The sequence below is a fragment of the Achromobacter sp. NPDC008082 genome, from assembly GCF_042957345.1.
Classification (GTDB): Bacteria; Pseudomonadota; Gammaproteobacteria; order Burkholderiales; family Burkholderiaceae_B; genus Achromobacter; species Achromobacter kerstersii_A.
Window position 1 is genome coordinate 277964 of record NZ_JBIBIB010000005.1, and the last position, 23885, is coordinate 301848.

Here is a 23885-nt window from a genome sequence, read left to right on the forward strand (position 1 = left end):
CTGGCGGCCGTGTTCGCAGACCCGCGAACGACCTCACTTTTGGAGTTGCTCCATGTCTCGCCGCCTGTTTGGCCGGTCCGCGCGTTGCGCGCTTGCCGGCATGTTCGCCACGTTGTCCTTTGCCGGCATCGCGCATGCCGCCGGTTATCCCGAGCGCCCCATCAAGCTGGTGGTGCCATTTGCCGCGGGCGGATCGACCGATATCGTTGCCCGCCTGGTGGCGGAATATGCGGGCCGCGACCTGAAGCAGACCATCGTGGTCGAGAACAAGGCAGGCGCGGGCGGTTCCATGGGCATGGAGCAAGTGGCGCGGTCGACCCCCGACGGCTACACGATCGGCATGGCCACCATGAGCACGCACGGCTCGAACCCGGCCGTATACCGCAAGATGAATTACGACCCCATCAAGGACTTCGCGCCGATCGCGAATGTGCTGGCCGTGCCCAGCGTGTTTGCCATCAACCCGAATCTGCCGGCCAAGAACATGGCCGAATTCGTGGCGCTGTCCAAGAGCGCGCCCGCTGACCGATACAGCTTCGCGTCGCCCGGTGTCGGTTCGCTGGGACACGTGAACATTGAGAACTTCATGATGCTGTCGGGCATCAAGCTGCTGCATGTGCCGTATCGCGGCGCTGGCCCGGCCTTGAATGATGTGATGGGCGGCCAGGTGGATGCGATCACCGACAACCTGTCGTCGACCTTGCCGCAAGTGCTGGGCGGCAAGCTGCGCGCGCTGGCCGTGTTGGGCGCCGAGCGCTCGCCGTTGCTGCCGGATGTGCCCACCTACATCGAGCTGGGTTACCCCGACATGGGCACGGGCGGCTGGTTCGGTCTGGTGGCCCCGGCTGGCACGCCGACGGCGGTTGTCGACCGCTTGAACCAGGCCGTGCGCGCCGCGATGCAAGACCCGGAATTCCGCAAGAAGGCCGAGGACGTGGGTGGTACGCTGATGCCCACGACTCCCCAAGAATTCCAGGTCCAGATTGAACAGGCCCTGGCCCGTTACGCCAAGGTGGCCAAGGCCGCCAACATCCAGGCTGATTGACGATGACACACGCCGATTTCAACGCGGTATCCGTGCATGAACCCGAAGGACCCGCCTTGCCGCTGGTCTGTGATTCGCCGCACAGCGGCGAACGCTATCCCGCAGACTTCGGGGCAGCCGTGACGCAGGCGCAGTTGCGCCAAGGCGAAGACACGCACGTGGACGCGTTGTGGTCGGCGGCGCCCGCGTTGGGGGCGACGCTGATCGCGGCGAACTTTCCGCGCGTCTACATCGACCCCAACCGCACGTTGCAGGATCTGGACCCGGAGTTGTTGGCCGAGCCCTGGCCCCACCCGCTGGACCCGGGCGAGAAGACGCGTCTGGGCAAGGGGCTGATCTGGCGCCGGATGGACAAGGCCACGCCCATTTACGACCGCAAGCTGAGCCTGGCCGAAGTGCGCCATCGCATTCAGGCTTATTACGAGCCTTACCACGCGGCGTTGTCACAAGCGATCAACCATGTCGAACAACGCTTTGGCGCGGTCTGGCACTTGAACCTGCATTCCATGCCGAATGACGCCTACGAGCGCTTGGGCCGGCACAGCGAACATCCGCTGGCCGACTTCGTTTTGGGTGATCGGGACGGCACCACGTGCGAGCCGGAATTCATTGCGCTGATCGAAAAAGCCCTGCGCGACCTGGGCTACACGGTGGCGCGCAATGACCCCTACAAGGGCGTGCAACTGATTGCGCAGATCGGCCAGCCCGCGCTGAATCGGCACAGCCTGCAAGTGGAGATTCGCCGCCCCTTGTACATGGACGAAGCGACGCGTGAACGCAACGCGGGCTTTGAGATTCTGCGCGGGCATTTGTCGACGGTGCTCAAGCAGGTGGCGGACTATGTGCGGGTCCGCATGGAGGCGGTTGCGTCGACAAAATAGAATCGTTTGTATGGGCGCGTGTGGCGCGCCGCACACGGCTAAGCCGGGCTTGATGCACATCAAGCCCGGCTTTTTGCTGGGCGCTTAAGTTTTCTACAGGCAGGCCGTTGTCGCTAACAATGAGCTGCGCCGTTTTTGGCCGCAGCGATTGGGGACCGCAATGCTAGAGAAGACGATCAACGGATTTTCAGTGGTGGCGTACGCGACGCAGCCCGAAGGGCGCACGCCTGCTCGCGCGTTTCTGGAGACCAGGCGCCTGCCGCCCAAAGTGAAACCGGCGGAAGCCGCCAAACCGGAAGCTGCCGGCCAGGAAGACGCCGGCCAGGAAAACACCGACGTCGCAGCGGTGGAGGACAAGCCCGAAGGCCAGCCTTTCGAGATTTTTGTCAGCCGGCGTTTTCGCAGCGCGATCGAAGCGATGTCGGCCGCGCGCAACGCGTTGGACCGCGTGAAAAGCGTGGATGAAGACGGCGTGCCGGACCACTTGCCCGAATAAGGCGAACTAGCCTGGGGCGCGTTGCGCGCACCCCAGGCCCATATTGTTATCCCCACTTTGTATTTGTCGAACGCCTGAGCGCAGGCTGATGATGCCGCATGGCAATCATCGCCATTCACAGTCTGCTCATAAGGAAGGTTGATGAATACGAACGTCCATTCCAGCGCGAATACGTCGCGTGGAGTTTCACGCCGCGCGCTGTTGCGTGCGGCCGGCATTGCGGGATTGGCCGCGCCGCTTGGCATGCTGGGTTCACGCGTGCTGGCGGCCGATGCGTCGCCCCGAACGTTCAAAATTGCCTGGAGCCAAACGGCGGTTTGCCAGTCGCCGGTGTCGGTGGCGCTGGAACGCGGCTTCTTCGACAAGTACAACCTGAAGGTCGAACGCATTAATTTCAGCGGGTCTACCGACCAACTGCTGGAAGCGATTGCCACGGGCCATGCCGACGGCGGCATCGGCATGGCGCTGCGCTGGCTCAAACCGCTGGAGCAAGGCTTTGACGTGAAGCTGGCCGTCGGCACGCACGGCGGTTGCATGCGCTTGTTGACGGCGGAAGACTCGCCCATCAAGAGCGTCAACGACCTGAAGGGCCGCCGCGTGGCCGTGTCTGATCAGGCCAGCCCGGTTAAGAATTTCTTTGCGATCCGTGTCGCGCAGTTGGGCATTGACCCGGAATCCGTGGACTGGCGCCAGTACCCGCAGGATCTTTTCGGCGAGGTGCTGCGCAAGGGCGAAGTGGACGCCATCGCGGGCGACGACCCGCTGATTTACACGCTGCGCGAAGACAACAAGCTGCGCGAGATTGCCACCAACATCGAAGGCGACTACGAGAACCGCACCTGCTGCGTGCTGGGGCTGCGCGGCGACTTGGTGCGCAAAGACCCCGAGTCGGCCGCGGCTATTACGCGTGCGGTGATCGATGCGCAGCGCTGGACCGCATCGAACCCGGATGAAACCGCGCGCATCTTCGCGCCCTACGTGCCAGGCAAGGTGCCCGCCGAACGCGTGGCCGCCATCTTGCGCAGCCATAGCCACGGCCACGCCTCGACGGGCGCCGCGCTGCGCGAGGAAATTGTGGGCTACGCCAAAGACTTGAAAACCATCAAGGTCTTGAGCGCCAACCTGGACATCAACAAGTACGCGCAAGTGGTGGTGCCCAATGTCCTCGGCTGACGCGTCGTTGCCTGCGCGCGGCGCGGCATTGTCCGCTGCGCCGGGCTGGAGGCCATGGAAGACCGGTGTTGCCGCCGCCGCGCTGTGGGCGGGCGTGGGGGCGTTGACGCTGGCGTGGCCGAATGTGGAAGTGGGCTTTTCGTCATGGGGCTACACGCGCGAATTTGGCGTGGCGGCGCTGGTGCTGGCGGTGCTGCTGTTGCTGTTGGCGGCGTCGGGCGCCGAGCAGCCGCGCGCCGTGCGGGCCGTGCGGCGCGCGGGGCCGTGGTTGCTGGCGCTGGCCATTGCCGTGGGCGCGTGGGAAATCGCCACGGCGAAACTGGCGTGGCTGCCCAGCCCGTTCTTTGCCCCCCCGCAGTCGCTGATCGAGGTCTACGTGACCGACTACAAGCGGCTTGCAGACAGCCTGCTGAATTCGCTGTGGCTGCTGGCCAATGGCTTTCTGCTGGGCGCGGCGGCGGGGTTTTTAACGGGCGTGGCTATCGGCTGGTCGCGCGGCTTGGGCTATTGGGTGCATCCGGTGCTGCGCTTTCTGGGGCCGGTGCCGTCTACCGCCTTGCTGCCGATGGCGTTCTTCTTCTTTCCCTCCAGCTGGTCGGCCGCCGTGTTTCTGATTGCGCTGGCGACGTGGTTTCCGGTGACGGTGTTGACGTGGTCGGGCGTGGCGGGCGTGAACCGCGCGTACTACGACGTGGCGCGCACGATGGGGGCGAACGAATGGTTCCTGGTGCTGCGCGTGGCCATCCCCGCAGCGTTGCCGCAAGTCTTCGTGGGCTTGTTCATGGGGCTGGGCGCCTCGTTCTCGGTGCTGGTGGCGGCCGAAATGATGGGCGTGAAATCGGGCCTGGGCTGGTATTTGTCGTGGGCGCAGGGCTGGGCGTCGTACGCAAACATGTACGGCGCGCTCATCGTAATGGCGCTGGTGTTTTCCGGTTTGATCACCTTGCTGTTCCTGGGACGCGACCGTCTTCTGGCCTGGCAGAAAGGAGTCGTGAAATGGTGAGCGCAGCGGCGGGGATTGCGGCGGCAAATGCGGTGAACCCGCAAGCGGTGTCGCGTGGCGCGGCGTTGGCCGTGCAGGGCGTGAATCATCACTTCGATCTGGAAGGCGCGGCGTTGCCGGTGCTGGACAACATCGACCTGGACGTGAAGCCCGGTGAATTCGTGGCCTTGCTGGGCCCTAGCGGCTGCGGCAAGTCGACGTTGCTGCGGCTGGTGGCGGGGCTGGAGCCGCCAGCGCAAGGCGGCTTGCTGGCCGACGGTGCGCCGATTGATGGGCCATCGCCATCGCGCATCGTGGTGTTTCAAGACCCGACGCTGTACCCGTGGCGCACCGTGTGGAACAACGTGGCGCTGGGCTTGCAGGCGCGCGGTTTGTTGAAAACCGAACGCCATCGCGTGGACGACGCGTTGCAGCGCGTGGGCTTGGCGGACTTCAGCCAGGCGTATCCGCATCAGCTATCGGGCGGCATGGCGCAACGTGCGGCGTTGGCGCGCGCGCTGGTGAATGATCCGCGCATCCTGATTCTGGACGAGCCGCTGGGCAAGCTGGATTCGCTGACGCGCATCGCCATGCAATCCGAACTGGTCGAGCTCTGGCAGCGTTCGGGTTTCACCGCCTTGCTGGTGACGCACGATGTGGAAGAGGCGCTGTTCATGGCGTCGCGCATTATCGTGCTGAGCGAACGGCCCGCGCGGATCAAGGACGAGATCATCAACGATCTGCCGTATCCAAGGCATCGCGGTGACCCGCGTTTGGCGGAACTGCGCCATCGTGCGCTGGCCTTGCTGGGGCTGGATGCAACGTGGTGAGGCTGCTGGGGCTGGCGGTGGCGGCGCTGGCGTTGTTGACGCTTGCCGCCGCTGTGGTGATCTGGCGGCAACCGCCTTCCGCGTTGGCGATTTTCCACTGGCCGTTCGCGTGGCGCTACGACCCGGACTTGCCCGTCAGCCCGCATACGTGGCGGCAGCTGTGGCTGGCGTTGGCGCAGAGCGGTGCGGCGCTGGTGTTGCTGGTGTGGGCCTTGTTTGCCCGCCGATGGCGTTATGGCCTGCTGGGCGTGGCGGCGGTGTTGGCCGCAAGCGCGCAGTGGCCGCGTCCGCAAATGCTGCTGACCGAGGCGCATCGCACGTCGTACCAGCGTTCGCCGCTGGCGTTTTCGGATGCCAACGTGTTGCAGGGCGGGCGGCTATACCAAACGCATTGCGCCGGGTGCCATGGCGTGGCGGCAGACGGCCGCGGGCCGCGCGCGGCGAGTTTACCCGTGTGGCCCAGCGTGCTGGGTGCGGCGTTGTTTGAAAACCGTTTGGAAGGGGACTTGCATTGGCAGGTGGCGCAGGGCGACGCGCGTTCGTCGATGCATGGCTTTCACGCGGTGCTGCGTGATGACGAGATGTGGCAAGTGCTGGACTACCTGCGTTTGCAAGCGTATGGCGCAAGTGGCGGCGTGGGCATGCCGGCCATCCCCGCGCCCGTCGTGCCGCTGACGTGCCGTGACGGGCGCGCGCAAGATTTACGCGGACTGCGCGGCTTGCCGCTGCGTGTGGTGGCCGTGGCGGCGGGCGCACCGGAAGCACCCCCAGACCCGCGCGTGCTGACGGTGGCATTGACGCGGGGGGCGGCGGGTGACGTCAACGCCGATTGCGTGGCGTCTGGGGCGGAGGCTTGGGACGCCTATGCGTTGGCCGCTGGTTTGAGCGCGGGCGCGTTGACTGCGGGCGCCAAGGCGGATGCGCGGGCGGCGGGTGTGACGAACGACGGTTTGGCTGGCGCACTGGCCGACGCACTGGCCGGCGCGCAATTCATGGTGGACCGCCGCGGATGGCTGCGCGCGCGCCGTCTGCCCGGGGCGGCGCCCGCCTGGACCAGCGCCGATAACGTTTGCGGGCCGGGCGGCCGGATGGAAGGCGCGTCTGCCCGCGGCCTGGGCGATTTATTGCAGGCGATGGACGACACGCCCATCGCCTTGCCTGACCGGCGGCGGCCATGAAGGTCAACCCCGAGGCCGCCCCGATTTCTCTGCACTTTTCTCACTAAAAGCGAGGGTTGCACGATGAGTACATTGAACGAATACCTGGGCCAGAAACGCGCGGCCGTACTGGTGCGTAATGCGCGCGATCCGCAAACGGTGGAGCTGTAAAGCTGCGAGCCCACGTCAGCGCGGAAGGGCGCAGCGGCGTGCGGCGTATCCGCATTCGCGATCATCAGGTGGTCAGCGACAGCCCTGCCGATTTCGCGGGCTATGACCTGGGCCCGAGCTCGCCGGAGCTGTTGCTGGGGTCACTGGGCAGCTGCCTCACGCATATCTTCCTGATCAAGGCGGCCGAGTTGGAACTACCGCTGGAGTCGTTGGAAGTGGAGATCGAGGGCGACCTGGACCCGCGCGGCGGCAAGCCGGGGTTCGAGAAGGTGCCGTTCTTTCCGCACAATATCCGCTACACCGCGCACATCGTGTCGCCGGCGGATGACGCGGCGGTGCGCGCCGTGCATGACGCGGTGGAGCAGTGGTGCCCGATCCTGAACCTGTTGAAGCAACCGCAGCCGCTGGAAGGCAGCGTGCGGCACACGCGCCCGGCAACGCAATAAGCGCGGGCGCGTATGCCGCACGCGCCCCGCTCCTCAATAAGCACGGGCGCGTCAGGTCAGCGTGCTGCGCATCAGAATCTCGGTCAGGGCGCGCGTGGGTTTGTTGGGCGCAGGGGCCGAGATAACGATGAATTCCACTTGCGGCAAGGCGGGCAGTTGGATGCTGCCTGCGGGCGCCGCCAGGCCCGCTGTCGACAAATGCGACGGCTGCACCGTAATGCCCAACCCTGCGCGGGCGGCCGCCTGGCAGCCCGCGTAGCTGGTGCTGGTGCACACGATCTGCCAACTGCGGCCGGCGCGCGCCAGCGCATCCAGCGTCAGCGTGCGCGTCACGCTGGGTTCGCGCAGCAGAATCAGCGGCAGCGGCTCATCCGGCGCAATGCGCATGCCGTCCTTGGCGCGCCATAGCAGCGCTTCCTTATGCAGCGTCTGGCCCCGGCGATCGCCGCGGCGGCGTTTGCCAATCATCACGTCCAGCCCATCGTCGTCCAGCAGCTTGTAGAGCTCACTGGTGACGCCAATGGTCAGGTCCAGCTCGACTTCGGGATGGGCCAGCCGGAACGCGGCCAGCACATCCGGCAGCGGCCCCATGGCCAAGTCATCAGAGGTGCCCAGCCGCACCCGGCCGCGCAGGCGAGGCGCATCGAACAAACGTTCGGCGCGCTCATGCGCATCCAGGATGATGTCGGCGTGCACCAGCAGGCTGCGGCCGTCGCTGGTCAGCGTCAGCGAATGCGTGTCGCGCAGGAACAGCCGCCGGTTGACGGCCTGCTCCAGCTGCCGGATGTGTTCGCTGACGGTGGGTTGGGTCAGGCCCAGGCGCCGCGCGGCCTCGGTGAAACTGGGGGCGGCGGCGGCGGCCTGGAAGGTCTTGAGCCATAAGGGGTTGAGCATGGCGGCGTTGCCTGGTCATAGGATATTCCGATGACAGTTAAAGTAATCAGTGGCCTTCACGATGGCAAGGGGCGCGCCTATAGTTCGCGGTAACTTTTCTGGAATCGCCTTCGCCATGCGCCGCTTTCTGCCCGACCAATTCACCCTCATCCTGATCGCCACCGTGGCCTTCGCCAGCTTTTTCCCGGCCGTGGGCAAGGGGGCGTCGTTCATGATGGTGGCCAGCAACGTCGCCATTTCGCTGCTGTTCTTTCTGCACGGCGCGCGCCTGTCCACCGACGCCATCGTGGCGGGCGTGAAGGATGTGCGCTTGCACGCGCTGATCCTGGCTTGCACCTTTTTGCTGTTTCCGGCCTTGGGGCTGGGCCTGCGGGCGCTGTTTCCCGGGCTGCTGACGCCGTCGCTGTGGCTGGGCGTGTTGTTCGTGTGCACCTTGTCGTCGACGGTGCAGTCGTCCATTGCGTTCACGTCGATGGCGCGCGGCAACGTGCCAGGCGCCATCTGCGCGGCGACCGCGTCGAACCTGCTGGGCACCGTGCTCACGCCCTTGCTGGTGGCGGTGCTGCTGCATCGCCAAGGCGGCGGCCATGGGCTGGCGGATGCGGGCCGCATTCTGTTGCAGTTGCTGTTGCCGTTCGCGGTAGGCAGCCTGTTGCGGCCGTGGATTGGCGCGTGGGCGCAACGCAATAACCGCACCCTGTCCAAGGTGGACCGCAGTTCGATCCTGCTGGCGGTTTACACGGCCTTCAGTGAAGCCGTGGCGCAGGGCATCTGGCACGCGTTTCCGGCAATTGATCTGGCCACGATGGTGCTGGTGAACGCCTTGCTGCTGGGCTCGGTGCTGCTGATCACCACGTGGGGCAGCCGCAGGCTGGGCTTGTCCAAGGAAAACGAGATCACGCTGGTGTTCTGCGGATCGAAGAAGTCTTTGGCGTCGGGCATTCCGCTGGCGACGGTGCTGTTTGGCACGTCGCAGATGGGCGTGGTGGTGTTGCCGCTGATGATCTTTCACCAGATGCAGCTGATGGTGTGCGCAGTGCTGGCGCGCCGTTATGCGGAACGCCAGCAGCCGGAGCAGGTGGCGGTGGCGAGCGCGTAAAGGGAGTCGGGAGTCGCCCGGGCTGGCCGGCTCAGCGGGGTCCGTTCAACGGGTCAGTGCAGAACTTGCAAGAGGCCGGGCGGTCAGGGCGGAACTGGCAAAGGGCCCGGCGGTCAGGGCCAAGCCGGTCCATCAGGGCCAAGCCAGCTTTAGGCGGCGGTGTCGTCGCGAGGACGAATCTTGCCCGTCGGCTGCCAGAAGACGCTGCCATCGCGTTCATCCACCGACAGTACGGTCAGCCGGCCGTTTTTACAGGGGCCGCCGACGCACAGGCCGGTGTCCGGCTGATACGTCGCGCCGTGGCGGGCGCACATGATCAGGTCGCCCGCGCGGGTGAAGAAACTGCCTTCCCAGTCGAGTTCAACGCCAACGTGCGCGCAGCGGTTCAGGTAGCCGTGCACGCGGTCCTGGTAGCGGACGAAGAAGGCGGTGGTCTGGCCCGCGCCGTCGGTCACCGGCACCTTGACGCCCAGGCCGCCGTTGACAAGCTCATCGGCGGCGCAGACGCGGACTTCGGGGGCGGCGGGGGAATCCAGCATGGCGGGGCCTTCAATGAAAGGGTGCGATCTTCGGGCAGACGAATAGTGTTGTCAATCCGCGGGGGAGTCCGCCGCATCGGCTACACCCGGCGTGTGGGGCGTGCTGTCCTGTTGACGCGCCCACATGCCGGCATACGCGCCGCCTTGGGCCAGCAGCTGCGGATGGCGGCCGCGTTCCAGAATGCGGCCGTCAGACAGCACGATGATCTCGTCCGCGTCGGCCACGGTGGACAGGCGGTGGGCGATGATCAGCGTGCTGCGGCCCTGGCTGACTTCGCGCAGGTTGGCCTGGATTTCGCGTTCGGTATGGGTGTCCAGCGCGCTGGTGGCTTCGTCGAACAGGAAGATGGCGGGGTTCTTCAGGATGGTGCGCGCAATCGCCACGCGCTGCTTTTCACCGCCCGACAGTTTCAGGCCGCGCTCGCCCACCATGGTCTGGTAGCCGTCGGGCATGGTCATGATCAGGTCGTGAATGTGCGCCAGGCGCGCAGCGGCCTGAATCTCTTCGTCGGTGGCGCCGGGGCGGCCATAGCCGATGTTGTAGTGGATGGTGTCGTTGAACAGCACGGTGTCTTGCGGCACCACGCCTATCGCCGCGCGCAGGCTGGACTGGGTGACGTCGCGCACGTCCTGGCCATCGACAAGGATCGACCCGCTGTCGGCGTCATAGAAGCGGAACAGCAGCCGCGCGATTGTGGATTTTCCTGCGCCGGATGTGCCCACCACCGCGATGGTTTTGCCCGCCGGAATGGTGAAGCTGACGCCCTTGAGGATCGGCCGGCGTGCGTCGTAGCCGAAATACACATCCTTGAATTCGACCTGGCCGCCCGCCACGCGCAGTGGTTGGGCGTCGGGGCGGTCGGCCACTTCGCGGTCCTGGCCCAGCAGTTCGAACATGCGTTCCATGTCGATGATGGCTTGTTTGATTTCGCGGTAGATGAATCCGAAGAAGCTCAGCGGCTGGTACAGCTGAAGCAGGTATGTGTTGACCAGCACGAAGTCGCCCAGCGTGTAGCGGCCTTCGGCGATGCCGGTGGCGGCCATCCACATGACGAGCGTCAGCCCCACCGAGATGATTGCGGCCTGGCCGATGTTCAGAATGGATAAGCTCACCTGGCTGCGCACGGCGGCGCGTTCGTAGCGGGTAAGCGACGCATCGTAGCGCCGGGCCTCGTGCTCTTCATTGCCAAAGTACTTGACCGTCTCGTAGTTCAGCAGGCTTTCGATGGCCTTGGTGTTGGCCTCGGAATCCGTTTCGTTCATCTGCCGCCGGAACTTGGTGCGCCATTCGGTCACGGCCAGCGTGTACGCCATGTACGTGATGACGGTGACGCCGGTGGCCAGCGCCAGCCACACGTCGAACATCTTCCACAACACAATGCAGACGAGCCCGATTTCGAAGAACGTCGGCAGGATGTTGAATAGCAGGAACGACAGCAGCGTCTGGATGCCCTTGGTGCCGCGTTCGATGGCGCGCGTCAGGCCGCCCGTTTGGCGCGACAGGTGAAAGCGCAGCGCCAGCGCGTGCAGGTGTCGGAAGATCCGCAGCCCGACCGCGCGAATGGCGTGCTGGCCGACGCGGGCGAAGATGGCGTCGCGCAATTCCGAAAACAGCAATGACAACACGCGTGCCGTGCCGTAAGCCAGGATCAGCCCCAGCGGCACGGTGACGGCCCCGGGCGCGCCTTTGCCGAGTTCGTCGATGGCGTGCTTGTAGATTATCGGCACGTAGACGGTGGCCGCCTTGGCGGCGAACAGGCAGAGCAGGGCGGCCACGACCCGCACCTTCAGCCCGGTCTGCCCGGGCGGCCACAGGTAGGGAAAGAGGGTGCGCAGGGTGGAAAATCCGCCGCGATTCTTGGGCGGCGCGTCAGGGGATTTCATGGTTTTTCAGGGGTGCCGATGCAAGGGCCAGAGGCCGTGTGACGGGCATTATCGGACACGGGCGCTATTATTTGGCAGATAACCCCTGGTACTTGTATACCCTGGCCGGGGGATGAGGTTCCGATATCGTGACGCGGGCGCAGCTCGGCAAGCCCGCTCTTTTTTCTCTTCAATCCTGGGTTAAGCCGGGCTGTGCCCAGGGTTGCGCGACCTGGCGCGTATTCGCCGCGCCAGTGTTGCGGTGCAAGCTTCGGAGGGTCTTATGGCGAAGGTACCCGCAGTGAAATTGAACGACGGAAACAAGATTCCCCAGTTGGGGCTGGGCGTTTGGCAAGTGCCGGACGACCAGGCCGCCGCCAGCGTGAAAGAGGCGCTGGCCGCGGGTTACCGGTCGGTGGACACCGCGGCCATCTATGGCAACGAGGCGGGCGTGGGCGCGGGCTTGCGCGCCTCAGGCGTGGCGCGCAAGGATCTGTTCATCACCACCAAACTCTGGAATGACCGGCACGGCTATGACGACGCCCACAAGGCCATGGACGAAAGCCTGGAGAAGCTGGGCCTGGCCTACGTGGATCTGTATTTGATTCACTGGCCCGTTGCCGGCAGCACGAAGTTCCTGGACGCGTGGCGCGCCATGGTCGAGATGAAGGAAGACGGCCGGGCGCGTTCCATTGGCGTGTCCAATTTCACGCGGGCCAATCTGGAACAGCTGATGGAGGCATCGAAGGTGGTGCCCGCTGTGAACCAGATCGAACTGCATCCGGGCTTTACCCAGCCCGATCTGCGCGCCTTTCATGCCAAGCACGGCATCGCGACGGAGTCGTGGAGCCCACTGGCCCAAGGCGGCATCACGAAGGAAAAGGTCATCCTGGACCTGGCGGAGAAGCACGGCAAGTCGCCGGCCCAGATCACGCTGCGCTGGCACTTGCAAAGCGATTTGATCGTGATTCCGAAGTCGGTCACGTCGGCGCGCATTCGCGAGAACATCGACGTGTTCGATTTTGAACTGTCGGGCGATGAAATCGCGGCCATCGACAGCATCAAGCAAGGCGCGCGCCTGGGGCCTGACCCGGAAAAGTTCGGTAAGTAGGGGGGGGCGCCTAGCTGGGGGGGCGCCTAGCTGGGGCGCCTAGCTGTGGGGCGCCCAGCTGGGGCCGCCTAGCCGGATGCACCAAGCCGCGTGCGCCAAGCCAGATGCGAAGCCCCATCGCCCGGCTTAGTGTTTCAGCGGGAACACCCAGTAGCGCATGATCACCACCAGCAGCACGGTCAGCGTGATCCACGACGCCCAGTGCCAGGCGCCGGTGCCTAGCAGCGCGGCCAGCAGGCCGAATACGCTAAGCACGCCCAGCACGATCGGCGCGCCCCAGACGAACATGAAGCCGCGGCCCCCTTTGTTTTTGCTCTGGCTCATGCAGGGGTCCTTTGCGGCGCGGCGGCGGCCTGGTGCCGTTTCACAAGTTCGTTGATGCGGGCTTCGGTGGCGCGGCGGCGCGCCACCCACAGGTACAGGCCGCTGACGAGCACCACGATGGTGATCAAGTCCAGCAGCGCCCAGATGATCTTCAGCGGCAAGCCGGCGTAATCCCCGAAGTGCAACGGACGCGACACTTCCAGCGCCGTCAGATACCAGGGCATCTTGGCCACGGTGGTGAGCTCGCCCGTCTTGCCGTCCACCAGCACGGGCGTGTTCAGCTTGGACGTGAGCGGGGTGTCGCCGCGCATCCAGGCGATGTAGTGGTGCGGGCTGCCAAAGGCGTTGCCAGGGAAAGCGATGAATGACACTTCATTGCCGGGCATGGCCTTCTTTGCGGTATCGGCCGCAAGCTGCGCCGACGCCAGTTCGGTGGGCACGCTCTGGCCCTTGTAGGGCTCCAGGATGCGGACGAGTTCAGTCGATTGCCACAGGCGGAACAGCGGCGTCGACAGCTCGTTGATGACGCCGGTAAACCCCACCACGAATGCCCACACCAGCGTGACGATGCCCAGCAGGTTGTGCAGGTCCAGCCATTTCAGGCGCGTGGAGCGCGTGGCGCGCACGGTGCCGAATTCCAGTTTCTTCATGAACGGGCCATACAGCACCACGCCCGACACGATGGCCACGCAGAACAGCAAGCCCATGAAGCCCAGGAACAGCTCGCCGGGCAGCCCGGCGAACAGGTCTACGTGCAGCGCCAGCATGATGCCCATGAACGAAAACTTGTCTTCAGCGTAGGGCGGGCCATCGAGCAGCACGTCGCCCGTGCGGCCGTCCATGCGCACGGCGTGGCCCGATATCTGGCCGTCGCCCGGCTTCTTCGCCATGCCGACATAGACCTGCGGTTCATCGGGATCGAAGAACAGGTAATCAATGACTTCGCCCGGGTACATGGACTTGGCGCTGTCGACCAGCTTGTCCAGGTTGGCGGGCGGGGTGCCGGCGGGCACGTCCGACAAGGGCTTGGCGTCGTCGAGCCAGTGTTCGATCTCGTGATGGAACACCAGCGGCAAGCCGGTCAGACAGATGATGAGCAGGAAGATCGTGCAGACAAGGCTGGTCCATTTGTGGACCCAGTACCAAGTTTTGATGGTGGACGCGGCAGTCATGGCGACGGCAGGGGGCGGCGTGCGCAGCCCCCCTTTAAGGTATTTGTGAGGAAAGTGGAAACATTATCACGAATAATAGCGATTCTCGTAACGTAATATTTTGACCCTGATGGCGACAGAGCCCAAAGCCTGCCGCCAGGTAAAGCAGGTTAAAAAGAAGGGTCGTATTTCAACAGGCACGAAACGCCCCGGCGGGCTAGCTAGAGACGGATTGCGTCCGTTTGGCGCCGGTGGCTGCGGATCATCATGGAGCAGCGTTTTTTAAAAGTCCCGCGTAACGAACGCGGCCGCGATTTCGCGGTGGGCGACGTACACGGGCATTTTTCGCGTTTACAGGAAAGCCTGGACCGGCTGGGCTTTGACCCTGCCGCCGACCGGCTGTTCTCGGTCGGCGACCTGGTCGACCGTGGCCCCGAAAGCGAGGCCGCGCTGGAGTGGCTGGCCCGGCCGTGGTTTTTCGCGGTGCAAGGCAACCACGAGGACTACGCGATCCGCCACGTGCGCACAGGGCAGGTCGATGTGATGAACTGGCGCGGATACGGCGGCGGCTGGTTCCTGGACCTGCCCGAAGACCGTCAGAAGGTCTACGCCGAAGCCTTTGCGCAACTGCCCATCGCGATCGAGGTCGAGACCTCAGACGGCGCGGTCGGGCTGCTGCACGCGGACTGCCCGGTGCTGTTCTGGCCGCGCCTGGAATCCGCCTTGCAAGACCGCTACAAGCGCACCAGCGCGGCGTGCCAGTGGTCGCGAGACCGCCTGCGGCAAATGAACCGCACGGGCATCCAGGGCGTGCGTGCGGTGGTGGCCGGGCATACGCCGGTGGCCGCGCCCCTGCAACTGGGCAACGTTTATCACATCGATACCGAGGGCTGGCGCGAGGGGTATTTCACGTTCCTGGACCTGGAATCCCTGGCGGCCTGGCCGCACGAGGTGGTGACGGAGCTGATGGCCGAGGAATAGCCGGGGCCGCCGTGGGCAGTGAATAACGCCTACGGAAAAAGAGCACAGAAAAAAACATGGGCGCCGCAAGGGCGCCCATGTTGTTTGGCGGGGTGCTGCTTAGCGCGGGGGGCGGGAGCGAAGCCTGCCGGGGTGCCGCTTACAGCGGGCGGGCGGTGACGGAGCCTGCCGGGGTGACCGCGCTGGCGCTGGCGGGCGCGCCATCGGCCCCAAGCGGGGCGGCGACGGGAGCCGCTGCCGGCGCCGCGCCGTTGTCCGAGCGCGGCACCTGAATCGGTTGCAGCGGCGCCTGGACGGCGCTGGTGTTCGGATTCTGCGGCACAGCTGCGCCCGGCGTCGGCAGCGGCTTGACCGATGTGTCCACGCCGTCGGTCGAGCGGTTGTTGTTCAGGAAGTCGGTCAGGGCATCGCCCGAAGACAAGTCCAGCGACGCCACGGCCTGGCCCGGCGGGAATTCCGAGAAATAGTATTCGCCGTTATCCACCAGCAGCCCGTCCGGACGCGGCGCGGGCTTGCCTTCCGGCACGCCCTTGAGCACCGGCTGCATGTAGTCCAGCCATGTCGACAGGGCCAGGCCGCTGCCGAATTCGTTGGTGCCCAGCGATTTGGGCTGGTCAAAGCCCATCCAGACGGTGGTGGCCAGCGTGGGCGTAAAGCCCGAGAACCAGACGTCCACGGCTTCGTTGGTGGTGCCGGTCTTGCCGCCGACATCGTTGCGCTTGAGCACTTGATGCGCGCGCGCCGCGGTGCCGCTGGTGGTGACGCCGCGCAGAATGTCGGCCATGACCCAGGCGGTGCGCGGGTCGATTGCGCGCGCGGCTTCGTCGCCCGCGGTGACGGGCTGCGCTTCCATCAGGATCTTGCCCGAGCGGTCGGTGACGTGCGCAATCAGATACGGCGTGACGCGGTAGCCGCCATTGGCGAAGACGCTGTAGCCGTTGACGACTTGCAGCGGCGTGGCGCCGCCCGCCCCAAGCGCCAGCGGCAACACGGCCGGCCAGCGGGATTTGTCGAAGCCGAAGCGGGTCAGGTAGTCCTGCGCGTACTGCGGCGAAATCGCTTGCAGGATGCGGATCGACACCATGTTCTTTGACCGGTACAAGCCCTGGCGCAAGGTCAGCATGGGTTCGTACTTGTTGCCGTCGTTCTTGGGCTGCCAGTCTTTGGAGCCGGTCTGCGCGGCGGTCAGCATGAAGGGCTGGTCCGAGATCTGGGTGGCGGGCGTGAAGCCGCGTTCCAGCGCGGCCGCGTAGACGAACGGCTTGATGTTGGAACCCGGCTGGCGCCAGGCTTGCGTCACGCGGTTGAAGTTGCCGCGGTTGTAGTCAAAGCCGCCGATCATCGCGCGGATCGCGCCGTCTTCGGGAACCATCGACACCAGCGCGGCTTGCAGCGCCGGCATGTTGATGATTTCCCAGTTGTTGCTGTCCTTGTCGCCCGTCTTGTGGATGTAGACCACCGAGCCGCGGCGGATGCGCTGGCTGTCGCTGGCCTTCGGGTTCAGCGCGCGGGCCACCACGGCCAGCGCCTTCTTGTCGGAAATGGTGATGATGTCGCGCGAACTGCGGGCCACTTTCACTTCGGTGGGGCTGGCCGACAGCACAACGGCCGCAAGCAGGTCTTCGCTGTCGGGCGTCTTGTCCTGCACGCCGTCCAGGATTTCGTCCAGCGCCTGCCCGTCGTTTTCGACGTTGTCGGGCAGGTCGATCTGGTCTTCCGGGCCGGGGTAAACGGCGCGGCGCGTGTAGTCCAGCACGCCGTCGCGCACGGCGCGGTAGGCGGCTTCCTGGGCTTTCGAGTCGATCGTGGTGTAGACGTCGATGCCCTTGGAATAGGTTTCTTCCTGGAACACGCCGTACATCAGCTGGCGCGCGAGTTCGGCGGGGTAGTCGCCGTGCACCGCGAAGCCGCGCGCGCTGGAGCCGTCCGCGCCGCGGATGGTCAGGTGCTGCTTCAGGGCTTCGTCGGCCTGTTCGGGCGTCAGATAGCCCAGCGTTTTCATGCGGCCCAGCACATAGTGCTGGCGGATTTCGGCGCGCGGGAAGTTGGTGATGGGGTTGAAACGCGACGGGGCCTTCGGGATGCCCGCCAGCATGGCGGCTTCGGCCGGCGTGACTTCCGACAAGGGCTTGCCGAAGTACGTGCGCGACGCCGCCGCGAAGCCATAGGCGCGGTGGCCCAGATAAATCTGGTTCATGTAGAGCTCAAGGATCTGGTCCTTGGTGAGCTCGTTTTCGATCTTGAACGTGAGCAGCAGTTCGTAGAATTTGCGCGAATAGGTCTTTTCGGACGACAAGTAGAAATTGCGCGCCACCTGCATCGTGATCGTGCTGCCGCCCTGCGTCTTGGACCCCTTGACGACGTTGGTCAGCACCGCGCGCGCAACGCCCATCCAGTCGACGCCGCCATGGCTGTAGAAGCGGTCGTCTTCGGCGGCCAGCACGGCTTGGCGCATCACCGGCGGGATTTCGTCAAAGCGCAGCACATTGCGGTGCTCTTCGCCGTATTCGCCGATCAGGACTTTGTCCGCCGTGTAGATGCGCAGCGGCACGCGCGGCCGGTAGTCGGTCATCGCGTGCAGGTCGGGCAGGCTGGGCCAGGCCAACGCCAGGGCGAGCCCCAGCAGAACGGCGCCGCACACGGCGGCGCCGGCCGCGAGGATGCCCGCTTTGACCAGAAGTCGTTTCCAGGGAAGGCCCGATTTGCCGCCCGGGGTGGCGGTGGATTGCTGGGGGGTGCTCATTGCAGGCGATTCTAGGACAGAACGCTATAGACCGGCCAGGGCGCAATAAGGTTTCGGTAACCAAACTTGCCGGGGGCTGGGTGGGGGCGATTTGCCACGTAAATAAGGGGACGGGGTCTAGCATACGCGCGGCGCGGCGTTCGTGCGCGGGCGCGTGAAAAACCCTGATGAAATGCGCTGTGAAATGTATTGCGCGCGGTGACAAACGGCAAGGGCCGGGGCGTGCTTTTTTTGCGACGGCGCCGCGTATTCAGCTTACGTTCAGCGCATCGGCGTTTTGCAGATAGCGTTGCGGCGGCGCGCCCAAGGCCCGATGGAACATGGCGCTGAAGGCGCTCGCGCTGCGATAGCCCAGGTCGGCCGCAATGCGCGCCACCGGCACGCCCAGCGACAAGCGGCACACGGCATCCGCCAAGCGCACCTGCTGCACCCATTGGCGGTAGTTAAGCCCCAGCTCGGCCTGAAACAGCCGGATCAGCGTGCGCGCGCTGGCGCCCACTTCGCTGCCCCAGGCTTCGATGCTGCGTTGCAGGCCGGGCTGGTCCAGGATGGCCGTGCAAATGGTTTGCAGACGGCGATCGCGCGGCCAGGGAATCTGGATGGGCACCACACGCGCCTCCGCCAGCTCGGACAGGATCAGCGATGCGATCTGCTCGACCCGGCCGCCCAGCGGATAGTCGATGGGCTCGGCGGTCAGCGCCAGGATCAGTTCGCGCAGCAGGCCGCTGACTTCGATCACCTGGCATTGCGGCCAGAAGCTGGCGGCGGCATCGGCCTGGATATAAAGCGACCGCATCGATACCGGCCCCACCATGTCCACCCCATGCGGCATGCCCGCCGGCACCCAGAGCGCGCGCAGCGGCGGCAGCGCCCAGAAGCCGCTGGGCGTGGTGACGCGCATGACGCCGTCCACCGCATATAGCAGTTGGGCGCGGGGGTGGGAGTGCGCGCCGGTCTGGGCGCTGGCGGGAAATTCCTTGGCCATTGCGGTGACCACGCGGGGGCGATGCTGATAGTCCTGCGCATTGACGCTGCGGTCGGGGTCGGGGCGCTGGGGCAAGGGCAGGCGGACGGGCATGATGTCACTTCCGACAAAAGGATGAGTCGAAGGGTGAAAGGAGGGTGCCGGTATTTTGTCACTTAAGCGACGAAAATTGGCAGATCGATCTGGCGGCGGATTCCTACACTGTAGTCGGAGCCCGGCACGGTTGCCGGGCCGTCTTTTCTCTTACGCACACGCCCATGCCCCCCGCCCATAATCCCGTCGCCGGTATGTCAGACGCCAACGTTCTTGCGCCCGCCGAGGGGTCGCCTGCCGCGGGATCGCCCGCCGCAGGGTCGCCCGCCGCAGGTTCGCCCGCCGCAGGTTCGCCTGCCGCCACTGCTTCCACCGCGTTCAAGGTCTTGGGCGCCATCAGCGTCGCGCACCTGATGAACGACATGATCCAGTCGATCCTGTTGGCGATCTACCCGATGCTAAAGGAGTCGTTCAGCCTGTCGTTCGCGCAAATCGGGCTGATCACGCTGGTGTATCAGTTGGCCGCCTCGCTATTGCAGCCCTTCATCGGCTTCTACACGGACCGCAATCCCAAGCCGTATTCGCTGCCGGTGGGCATGGGCTTTACGTTGGCGGGGCTGTTGCTGCTGTCGGTCGCCCCGTCGTTCGGCTGGCTGCTGGTGGCGGCGGTGCTGGTGGGCACGGGTTCCTCGGTGTTCCATCCCGAGTCGTCGCGGGTGGCGCGCATGGCATCGGGCGGGCGGCATGGTCTGGCGCAGTCGCTGTTCCAGGTGGGGGGCAACGTGGGTTCAGCGCTGGGGCCGCTGCTGGCGGCGCTGTTCATCATTCCGCACGGGCAGGGCAGTGTCGCGTGGTTCTCGCTGGCGGCGCTGTTTGGCATCGTGGTGCTGACGGGTATTGGCCGCTGGTATAGCGCTAACCGGGTCCGGCTCAAGCCGCGCGCGCGCAGTGCAGGCGCGGAAAACGGGCTGAGCCGCAATCAGGTGCTGGGCGCCTTGGCCGTGCTGGGCGTGCTGGTGTTCTCCAAGTACTTTTATCTGGCCAGCCTGAACAGCTACTTCACCTTTTATCTCATCGACAAGTTCGGCTTGTCGGTGCGCGAGGCGCAGCTTTACCTGTTCCTGTTTCTGGCGGCGGTGGCGGTTGGCACAGTGGTGGGCGGCCCGGTGGGCGACCGCATCGGCCGCAAGATCGTGATCTGGGTGTCGATTCTTGGCGTGGCGCCATTCACCCTGTTGCTGCCCTATGCAAACCTGTTCTGGACGGCGGCGCTGGTGGTGATCATTGGCATGGTGCTCGCGTCGGCCTTTTCCGCCATCGTGGTCTACGCGCAGGAGCTGGTGCCGGGCAAGGTGGGCATGATCGCCGGCCTGTTCTTCGGCTTTGCGTTCGGCATGGGCGGGGTGGGGGCGGCCGCGTTGGGCAAGCTGGCCGACGCCACCAGCATTGCTTATGTGTATCAGGTGTGCGCCTATCTGCCGCTGCTGGGCGTGGTGGCGATTCTGCTGCCGAATGTCGAAAGAAAGGCATCCCGGGGTAAGCCCGCAAAGTAAAAGTTTTAACTGTCAAATACTGCAAAGGGTGATCCACACGCCCTGAGCTTGGCGTATTCTTCGCTGCATACCGTGCAATCGTCTTGGCGCGGGTAGTAAAGGTTCTGGACACTGACACCGGCCGTCGTGACGGAAAATCGTTGCGACCCCGGTGGTTTCTTTTGTCCTGCTGGTAACAAAAAGCATCAAGCATGCTGACGTGTAACGCGTCCCCACCCATGAACCCAGTGCAACGGCAGATCCAAGCGACGGCGGAACGTTAAAGAGGCGCCCGCCGGCAGAAACCATGACGACTTCCTTATTCTTTTTGATGTGGGGGCTGGCTACGGCGTTGGCGTTGCCGTTGCTCTTGCCTTTCCGCACGCGCGGCGTGGGCGGCATACGCGCATTCACGGCGGCCAATGCGCTGGCCGTGGTGTCTTTGCTGTCTTATGCGTCGGCCGAGATCGTGGCCCCTGGCATTTACATCATGGTGTCCAACGCCGCCTGGGTCTGTGCGGCTAGCCTGGTCTATGTGGGCGTGCGCCAATTCTTTGGCCTGACGCCGCAGATCGGGCGCATGGTGTGCATCACGCTGGCCTGTTTGGCTGGCTTTGCGGTGATGCTGTATGGCCATGACGCCATGAGCGGCCGCATGTTGCTGTTTTCGGCCTACACCTGCGTTGTGATGACCGCCACGGGCCAGATCGTGTTCCAGCAGCGCAAGCGCATCGCCACGCGCGGCGTCACGCTTTACCTGATGCTGGCGATCTTCGGCCTGGCGCTGCTGCATGCGGCGCGCGTCGTGGTCTATGGGGGCGGCCTGGCGGAACCCGTGTCCATCTTGCAGCCGACCGCGTGGGGGCTGTTCTATATCGTCTGCGGGTCGGTGACGGTGCCGGCGCTGTTTCTGGCGCTGCTGCTGATGGTGCAGACCCGCTTGTCCGAGCAGATGCAGGCCGCCTTGACGTTCGACAGCCTGACCCACGTGTATTCCCGGCGCAGCATCCTGGACGAACTTGAGCGCGAATTACAGCGCTGCGGGCGTTCGGGTTGCCAGCTGGCGGTGCTGGTGCTGGACATCGACCATTTCAAATCCATCAACGACCGCTACGGCCATGCCGCGGGCGACACAGCGTTGCGGCATTACGCGAAAGTGGTGCAGAACGCGGTGCGGGGAACCGACCGCTTGGGCCGGCTGGGCGGCGAAGAATTTGTGCTGCTGATGGTGGATTGCGACCCGGCGCGCGCGCTGGTGCACGCGCAGCGCGTGTGCGATGCCTTGCGCGATGCGCCGTTGTACCTGCAAGGGGTCGAGGTGCCGATGACCACCAGCGGCGGTTTGGCGTCTTACCAGCCGGGCGATAGCGCCGACGAGATTCTGGCGCGTGCCGACGTGGCGCTGTACCGCGCCAAGGACGAAGGGCGCGATCGCGTGGAGATGGCGTTCAGCGGGTTGGGCGCAGGCCGCCCGCAAACGGGCGGCCTGGCCAGCGGCGCGGCGGCGAATGCGCCCGTCGCCGCGCAGCAAGCAGCGGGGACTACGGTTTGAGGTGTTCCGTCAGGAACTTCTCCATGGCTTCGTAGAACTCGAACTTGTTCTCGTCGTTGTGAAAGCCGTGGCCTTCGTTGTCCTTGACCATGTATTCCACTTCGACGCCGCGCGCTTTCAGCGCCTTGACCATCTGATCGCTTTCGTCCTTGTTGACGCGGGGGTCCTTGGCGCCCTGGGCAATGAACAGCGGCGTCTTGATCTTGTCCGCATGCAGTGCGGGCGAGGTCGCGGCCAGCCGGTCCTTGTCGCGTTCCGGGTGGCCCACCATGTCTTGCATCTTGTCGAGCATGGGCTTCCAGTACGGCGGAATCGACTTCATGAACGTGAACAGATTCGACACGCCCACATAGTCCACGGCGGCGGCGTACAGGTCAGGCGTGAACGTCACGCCCGCCAGCGTGGCGTAGCCGCCGTAGCTCGCGCCATAGATGCCGATGCGCTTGGGGTCGGCAATGCCTTGCTTGATCAGCCATTGGACGCCGTCGGTGATGTCGTCCTGCATCTTCAGGCCCCATTGGCCGAAGCTGGCTTCCCAGAACGCGCGGCCGTAGCCGGTCGAGCCGCGGAAGTTCATCTGCAATACGCAGAAGCCGCGGTTGGCCAGGAATTGCGTTTCCGGGTTGTAGCCCCAGCCGTCGCGCGCCCACGGGCCCCCATGCGGGTTCACGATGCAAGGAAGGTTCTTGGGATCGCGGCCTTTGGGCAGCGTCAGGTAGCCGTGAATCGTCAGGCCGTCGCGGCTTTGATAGCTGATGGGCTGTACCTGCGACATGTCGCTTTCCGGAATGGCCGGGTTGATGTCGGCCAGCTTGGTCAGCGTGTCGGAAGCGGCGTCGTACAGGTAGCGCGAGCCCGGCGTGCGGTCGTTATACGCGGCAACGATGAAGACGTTCTCGTCGCGGTTGGAGCCTTGCAGGGCGATGTCGTAGCCCTTCAGTTTTTCAGACAGCGTCTTGAACAGGGCTTCGGACTGCGCGTCGAAGAATTTGTATTGCGGCTTGTCGGTCTGGTAGGCCGCCAGCGTCAGCACGCGGCGCTTGCGCGAGTAGCCGGCGCCGTCGAGATCAACGGTGTCGGGCGTGAAGACTTCTTCTTCGGCGTCGGGTTTGGCCGGGTCGATGACCACCAGCGAAAGCTTGTCGCGGCCGCGGTTGCTCAGCGCGTACATCTTCTTGTCGTCGAACGTGAAGAACGACGGGCTGACGCTGGTGCGGTAGTCGGTTGTGATCAGCGGACGGAATTCGGACGCTTCGTCGTCGCGGTAGAGCAGGGTGGTGTTCAGGCCGTCGCTGGTGACGGCGGCGCGCACCTTGCCCGCGTGGTCGGTTTGCCAGCCGACGATATTGCCCGGGTTCTGCGCCACCAGCACGGCGGCGCCCGTGTGGACGTTGACGCGGTACACGTCGAAGACTTCGGGATTGCGCTGGTTGTGGCTGATCAGGACGTGGTCGGGATCATCTTCCAGATCGTCTTCGATGCTGGCGCGTGCGCCTTCGTACGGCGTCAGGTCGGTGACCTTGCCGGTCTTGGCGTTGACGGCCAGCACGTGGTAGTTCTCGTCGCCGCCGAAGTCCTTCTGGTAGAGCACGACGTCGCCGCCCTTCCAGAAATAGTTGCTGATGTCGCGGGCGGTTTCGCTGGTGATCTGGCGCGGCTCGCCGATCAGCTTGCTGCCTTCCAGCGGCTGCACATAGATGTTCATGCGGGCCGGATTGCCGTCCACGCTGGTGGGCTGCATGAAGGCAAGCGTCTTGCCGTCTTCGGCCAGGCGGAAAAAGCCGCGCTCCGGATTGCGGAAGAAATCTTTCAGGGGGTAGGCGCGGGGCGGCGGCTGCGTGGCGCAGGCGCCCAGCGTGGTGCCGACGATGCCAGCGGCCAAAATGGTGCGCGTCAT

The 23885-nt window shown here is 65.0% G+C and carries 21 protein-coding genes and 1 pseudogene; 13 read left to right on the plus strand and 9 right to left on the minus strand.

The features are described from left to right. Positions 1-52: 52 nt before the first annotated feature. From ACFZAI_RS21160 to ACFZAI_RS21195, 8 genes and pseudogenes are all read left to right on the plus strand, one after another. Complete coding sequence (locus ACFZAI_RS21160; protein WP_391568756.1) at positions 53-1045, plus strand: Bug family tripartite tricarboxylate transporter substrate binding protein; 993 nt, start codon at positions 53-55, stop codon at positions 1043-1045. 2 nt (positions 1046-1047) lie between these two features. Next, entirely contained in the window at positions 1048-1926 is an 879-nt protein-coding gene (locus tag ACFZAI_RS21165) for an N-formylglutamate amidohydrolase (RefSeq protein WP_391568757.1), read from the plus strand. Between the two features lie 160 nt (positions 1927-2086). Further along, complete coding sequence (locus ACFZAI_RS21170) at positions 2087-2422, plus strand: hypothetical protein (protein ID WP_391568758.1); 336 nt, start codon at positions 2087-2089, stop codon at positions 2420-2422. Between the two features lie 141 nt (positions 2423-2563). Further along, positions 2564-3595 carry an ABC transporter substrate-binding protein gene (locus ACFZAI_RS21175; protein ID WP_391568759.1) on the plus strand — a complete coding sequence of 344 codons (1032 nt, stop codon included), beginning with the start codon at positions 2564-2566 and terminating at the stop codon, positions 3593-3595. Further along, complete coding sequence (locus ACFZAI_RS21180; protein ID WP_391568760.1) at positions 3582-4598, plus strand: ABC transporter permease; 1017 nt, start codon at positions 3582-3584, stop codon at positions 4596-4598. The genes ACFZAI_RS21175 and ACFZAI_RS21180 overlap by 14 nt, the downstream gene beginning before the upstream one ends. Beyond that, positions 4592-5407, plus strand: a complete 816-nt coding sequence (locus tag ACFZAI_RS21185; RefSeq protein WP_391568761.1) for an ABC transporter ATP-binding protein — start codon at positions 4592-4594, stop codon at positions 5405-5407. Before ACFZAI_RS21180 ends, ACFZAI_RS21185 begins: the two co-directional genes overlap by 7 nt. After that, complete coding sequence (locus ACFZAI_RS21190) at positions 5401-6585, plus strand: c-type cytochrome (protein WP_391568762.1); 1185 nt, start codon at positions 5401-5403, stop codon at positions 6583-6585. The genes ACFZAI_RS21185 and ACFZAI_RS21190 overlap by 7 nt, the downstream gene beginning before the upstream one ends. A gap of 63 nt (positions 6586-6648) precedes the next feature. Continuing rightward, a pseudogene (locus ACFZAI_RS21195) lies at positions 6649-7181 on the plus strand (OsmC family protein). Positions 7182-7232: 51 nt separating this feature from the next. Here the strand turns inward: ACFZAI_RS21195 and ACFZAI_RS21200 are convergent. Then, positions 7233-8075 (minus strand): LysR family transcriptional regulator, encoded by an 843-nt coding sequence (locus ACFZAI_RS21200; protein WP_391568763.1) that lies wholly within the window; start codon positions 8073-8075, stop codon positions 7233-7235. Positions 8076-8190: 115 nt separating this feature from the next. On the opposite strand from ACFZAI_RS21200, the gene ACFZAI_RS21205 reads away from it, so the two are divergent. Then, positions 8191-9174: a bile acid:sodium symporter family protein gene (locus ACFZAI_RS21205; RefSeq protein WP_391568764.1), complete on the plus strand. Its 984-nt coding sequence runs from the start codon at positions 8191-8193 to the stop codon at positions 9172-9174. Positions 9175-9323: 149 nt separating this feature from the next. Here the strand turns inward: ACFZAI_RS21205 and ACFZAI_RS21210 are convergent, their stop codons facing one another. Both ACFZAI_RS21210 and ACFZAI_RS21215 read right to left on the minus strand, forming a co-directional pair. Next, on the minus strand, positions 9324-9713 hold the full coding sequence (locus ACFZAI_RS21210) for a Rieske (2Fe-2S) protein (RefSeq protein WP_391568765.1): 390 nt from the start codon (positions 9711-9713) through the stop codon (positions 9324-9326). 51 nt (positions 9714-9764) lie between these two features. Beyond that, the gene (locus ACFZAI_RS21215) at positions 9765-11597 is read right to left on the minus strand and encodes an ABCB family ABC transporter ATP-binding protein/permease (RefSeq protein ID WP_391568766.1); all 1833 of its coding nucleotides are present in this window, start codon (positions 11595-11597) and stop codon (positions 9765-9767) included. Positions 11598-11859: 262 nt separating this feature from the next. Between ACFZAI_RS21215 and ACFZAI_RS21220 the strand changes: the two genes are divergently transcribed. Then, positions 11860-12687 carry an aldo/keto reductase gene (locus ACFZAI_RS21220; protein ID WP_391568767.1) on the plus strand — a complete coding sequence of 276 codons (828 nt, stop codon included), beginning with the start codon at positions 11860-11862 and terminating at the stop codon, positions 12685-12687. Positions 12688-12813: 126 nt separating this feature from the next. On the opposite strand, the gene ACFZAI_RS21225 is transcribed toward ACFZAI_RS21220, so the two are convergent. Both ACFZAI_RS21225 and ACFZAI_RS21230 read right to left on the minus strand, forming a co-directional pair. Then, positions 12814-13011 carry a hypothetical protein gene (locus ACFZAI_RS21225; protein WP_391568768.1) on the minus strand — a complete coding sequence of 66 codons (198 nt, stop codon included), beginning with the start codon at positions 13009-13011 and terminating at the stop codon, positions 12814-12816. After that, the gene (locus tag ACFZAI_RS21230; protein ID WP_391568769.1) at positions 13008-14183 is read right to left on the minus strand and encodes a PepSY-associated TM helix domain-containing protein; all 1176 of its coding nucleotides are present in this window, start codon (positions 14181-14183) and stop codon (positions 13008-13010) included. Before ACFZAI_RS21230 ends, ACFZAI_RS21225 begins: the two co-directional genes overlap by 4 nt. A 246-nt stretch (positions 14184-14429) precedes the next feature. On the opposite strand from ACFZAI_RS21230, the gene ACFZAI_RS21235 reads away from it, so the two are divergent. Beyond that, complete coding sequence (locus ACFZAI_RS21235; RefSeq protein WP_391568770.1) at positions 14430-15143, plus strand: metallophosphoesterase; 714 nt, start codon at positions 14430-14432, stop codon at positions 15141-15143. 139 nt (positions 15144-15282) lie between these two features. On the opposite strand, the gene ACFZAI_RS21240 is transcribed toward ACFZAI_RS21235, so the two are convergent. From ACFZAI_RS21240 to ACFZAI_RS21250, 3 genes are all read right to left on the minus strand, one after another. After that, positions 15283-17886 (minus strand): penicillin-binding protein 1A, encoded by a 2604-nt coding sequence (locus ACFZAI_RS21240; RefSeq protein ID WP_391568771.1) that lies wholly within the window; start codon positions 17884-17886, stop codon positions 15283-15285. Between the two features lie 250 nt (positions 17887-18136). Then, positions 18137-18964 carry an AraC family transcriptional regulator gene (locus tag ACFZAI_RS21245; RefSeq protein ID WP_391568772.1) on the minus strand — a complete coding sequence of 276 codons (828 nt, stop codon included), beginning with the start codon at positions 18962-18964 and terminating at the stop codon, positions 18137-18139. Positions 18965-19114: 150 nt separating this feature from the next. Then, the gene (locus tag ACFZAI_RS21250; RefSeq protein ID WP_391569184.1) at positions 19115-19252 is read right to left on the minus strand and encodes a hypothetical protein; all 138 of its coding nucleotides are present in this window, start codon (positions 19250-19252) and stop codon (positions 19115-19117) included. A gap of 107 nt (positions 19253-19359) precedes the next feature. Between ACFZAI_RS21250 and ACFZAI_RS21255 the strand changes: the two genes are divergently transcribed. Together ACFZAI_RS21255 and ACFZAI_RS21260 are read left to right on the plus strand one after the other, a co-directional pair. Further along, a complete protein-coding gene (locus ACFZAI_RS21255; RefSeq protein WP_391569185.1) occupies positions 19360-20457 on the plus strand; it encodes an MFS transporter in 1098 nt (365 codons plus the stop codon). Between the two features lie 286 nt (positions 20458-20743). Next, positions 20744-21988, plus strand: a complete 1245-nt coding sequence (locus ACFZAI_RS21260; protein WP_391568773.1) for a GGDEF domain-containing protein — start codon at positions 20744-20746, stop codon at positions 21986-21988. Here ACFZAI_RS21260 and ACFZAI_RS21265 read toward each other — a convergent pair. Next, positions 21978-23885 carry a S9 family peptidase gene (locus ACFZAI_RS21265; RefSeq protein ID WP_391568774.1) on the minus strand — a complete coding sequence of 636 codons (1908 nt, stop codon included), beginning with the start codon at positions 23883-23885 and terminating at the stop codon, positions 21978-21980. The two genes, ACFZAI_RS21260 and ACFZAI_RS21265, sit on opposite strands and share 11 nt — an antisense overlap.

Coding starts and splice junctions, on each gene's coding strand:
- ACFZAI_RS21215 (WP_391568766.1), bottom strand. CDS start 11,597: ATGAAATCCCCTGACGCGCCGCCCAAGAATCGCGGCGGATTTTCCACC.
- ACFZAI_RS21230 (WP_391568769.1), bottom strand. CDS start 14,183: ATGACTGCCGCGTCCACCATCAAAACTTGGTACTGGGTCCACAAATGG.
- ACFZAI_RS21200 (WP_391568763.1), bottom strand. CDS start 8,075: ATGCTCAACCCCTTATGGCTCAAGACCTTCCAGGCCGCCGCCGCCGCC.
- ACFZAI_RS21240 (WP_391568771.1), bottom strand. CDS start 17,886: ATGAGCACCCCCCAGCAATCCACCGCCACCCCGGGCGGCAAATCGGGC.
- ACFZAI_RS21180 (WP_391568760.1), top strand. CDS start 3,582: ATGTCCTCGGCTGACGCGTCGTTGCCTGCGCGCGGCGCGGCATTGTCC.
- ACFZAI_RS21255 (WP_391569185.1), top strand. CDS start 19,360: ATGCTAAAGGAGTCGTTCAGCCTGTCGTTCGCGCAAATCGGGCTGATC.
- ACFZAI_RS21220 (WP_391568767.1), top strand. CDS start 11,860: ATGGCGAAGGTACCCGCAGTGAAATTGAACGACGGAAACAAGATTCCC.
- ACFZAI_RS21205 (WP_391568764.1), top strand. CDS start 8,191: ATGCGCCGCTTTCTGCCCGACCAATTCACCCTCATCCTGATCGCCACC.
- ACFZAI_RS21170 (WP_391568758.1), top strand. CDS start 2,087: ATGCTAGAGAAGACGATCAACGGATTTTCAGTGGTGGCGTACGCGACG.
- ACFZAI_RS21260 (WP_391568773.1), top strand. CDS start 20,744: ATGACGACTTCCTTATTCTTTTTGATGTGGGGGCTGGCTACGGCGTTG.
- ACFZAI_RS21210 (WP_391568765.1), bottom strand. CDS start 9,713: ATGCTGGATTCCCCCGCCGCCCCCGAAGTCCGCGTCTGCGCCGCCGAT.
- ACFZAI_RS21175 (WP_391568759.1), top strand. CDS start 2,564: ATGAATACGAACGTCCATTCCAGCGCGAATACGTCGCGTGGAGTTTCA.
- ACFZAI_RS21245 (WP_391568772.1), bottom strand. CDS start 18,964: ATGCCCGTCCGCCTGCCCTTGCCCCAGCGCCCCGACCCCGACCGCAGC.
- ACFZAI_RS21235 (WP_391568770.1), top strand. CDS start 14,430: ATGGAGCAGCGTTTTTTAAAAGTCCCGCGTAACGAACGCGGCCGCGAT.
- ACFZAI_RS21225 (WP_391568768.1), bottom strand. CDS start 13,011: ATGAGCCAGAGCAAAAACAAAGGGGGCCGCGGCTTCATGTTCGTCTGG.
- ACFZAI_RS21160 (WP_391568756.1), top strand. CDS start 53: ATGTCTCGCCGCCTGTTTGGCCGGTCCGCGCGTTGCGCGCTTGCCGGC.
- ACFZAI_RS21165 (WP_391568757.1), top strand. CDS start 1,048: ATGACACACGCCGATTTCAACGCGGTATCCGTGCATGAACCCGAAGGA.
- ACFZAI_RS21185 (WP_391568761.1), top strand. CDS start 4,592: ATGGTGAGCGCAGCGGCGGGGATTGCGGCGGCAAATGCGGTGAACCCG.
- ACFZAI_RS21265 (WP_391568774.1), bottom strand. CDS start 23,885: ATGACGCGCACCATTTTGGCCGCTGGCATCGTCGGCACCACGCTGGGC.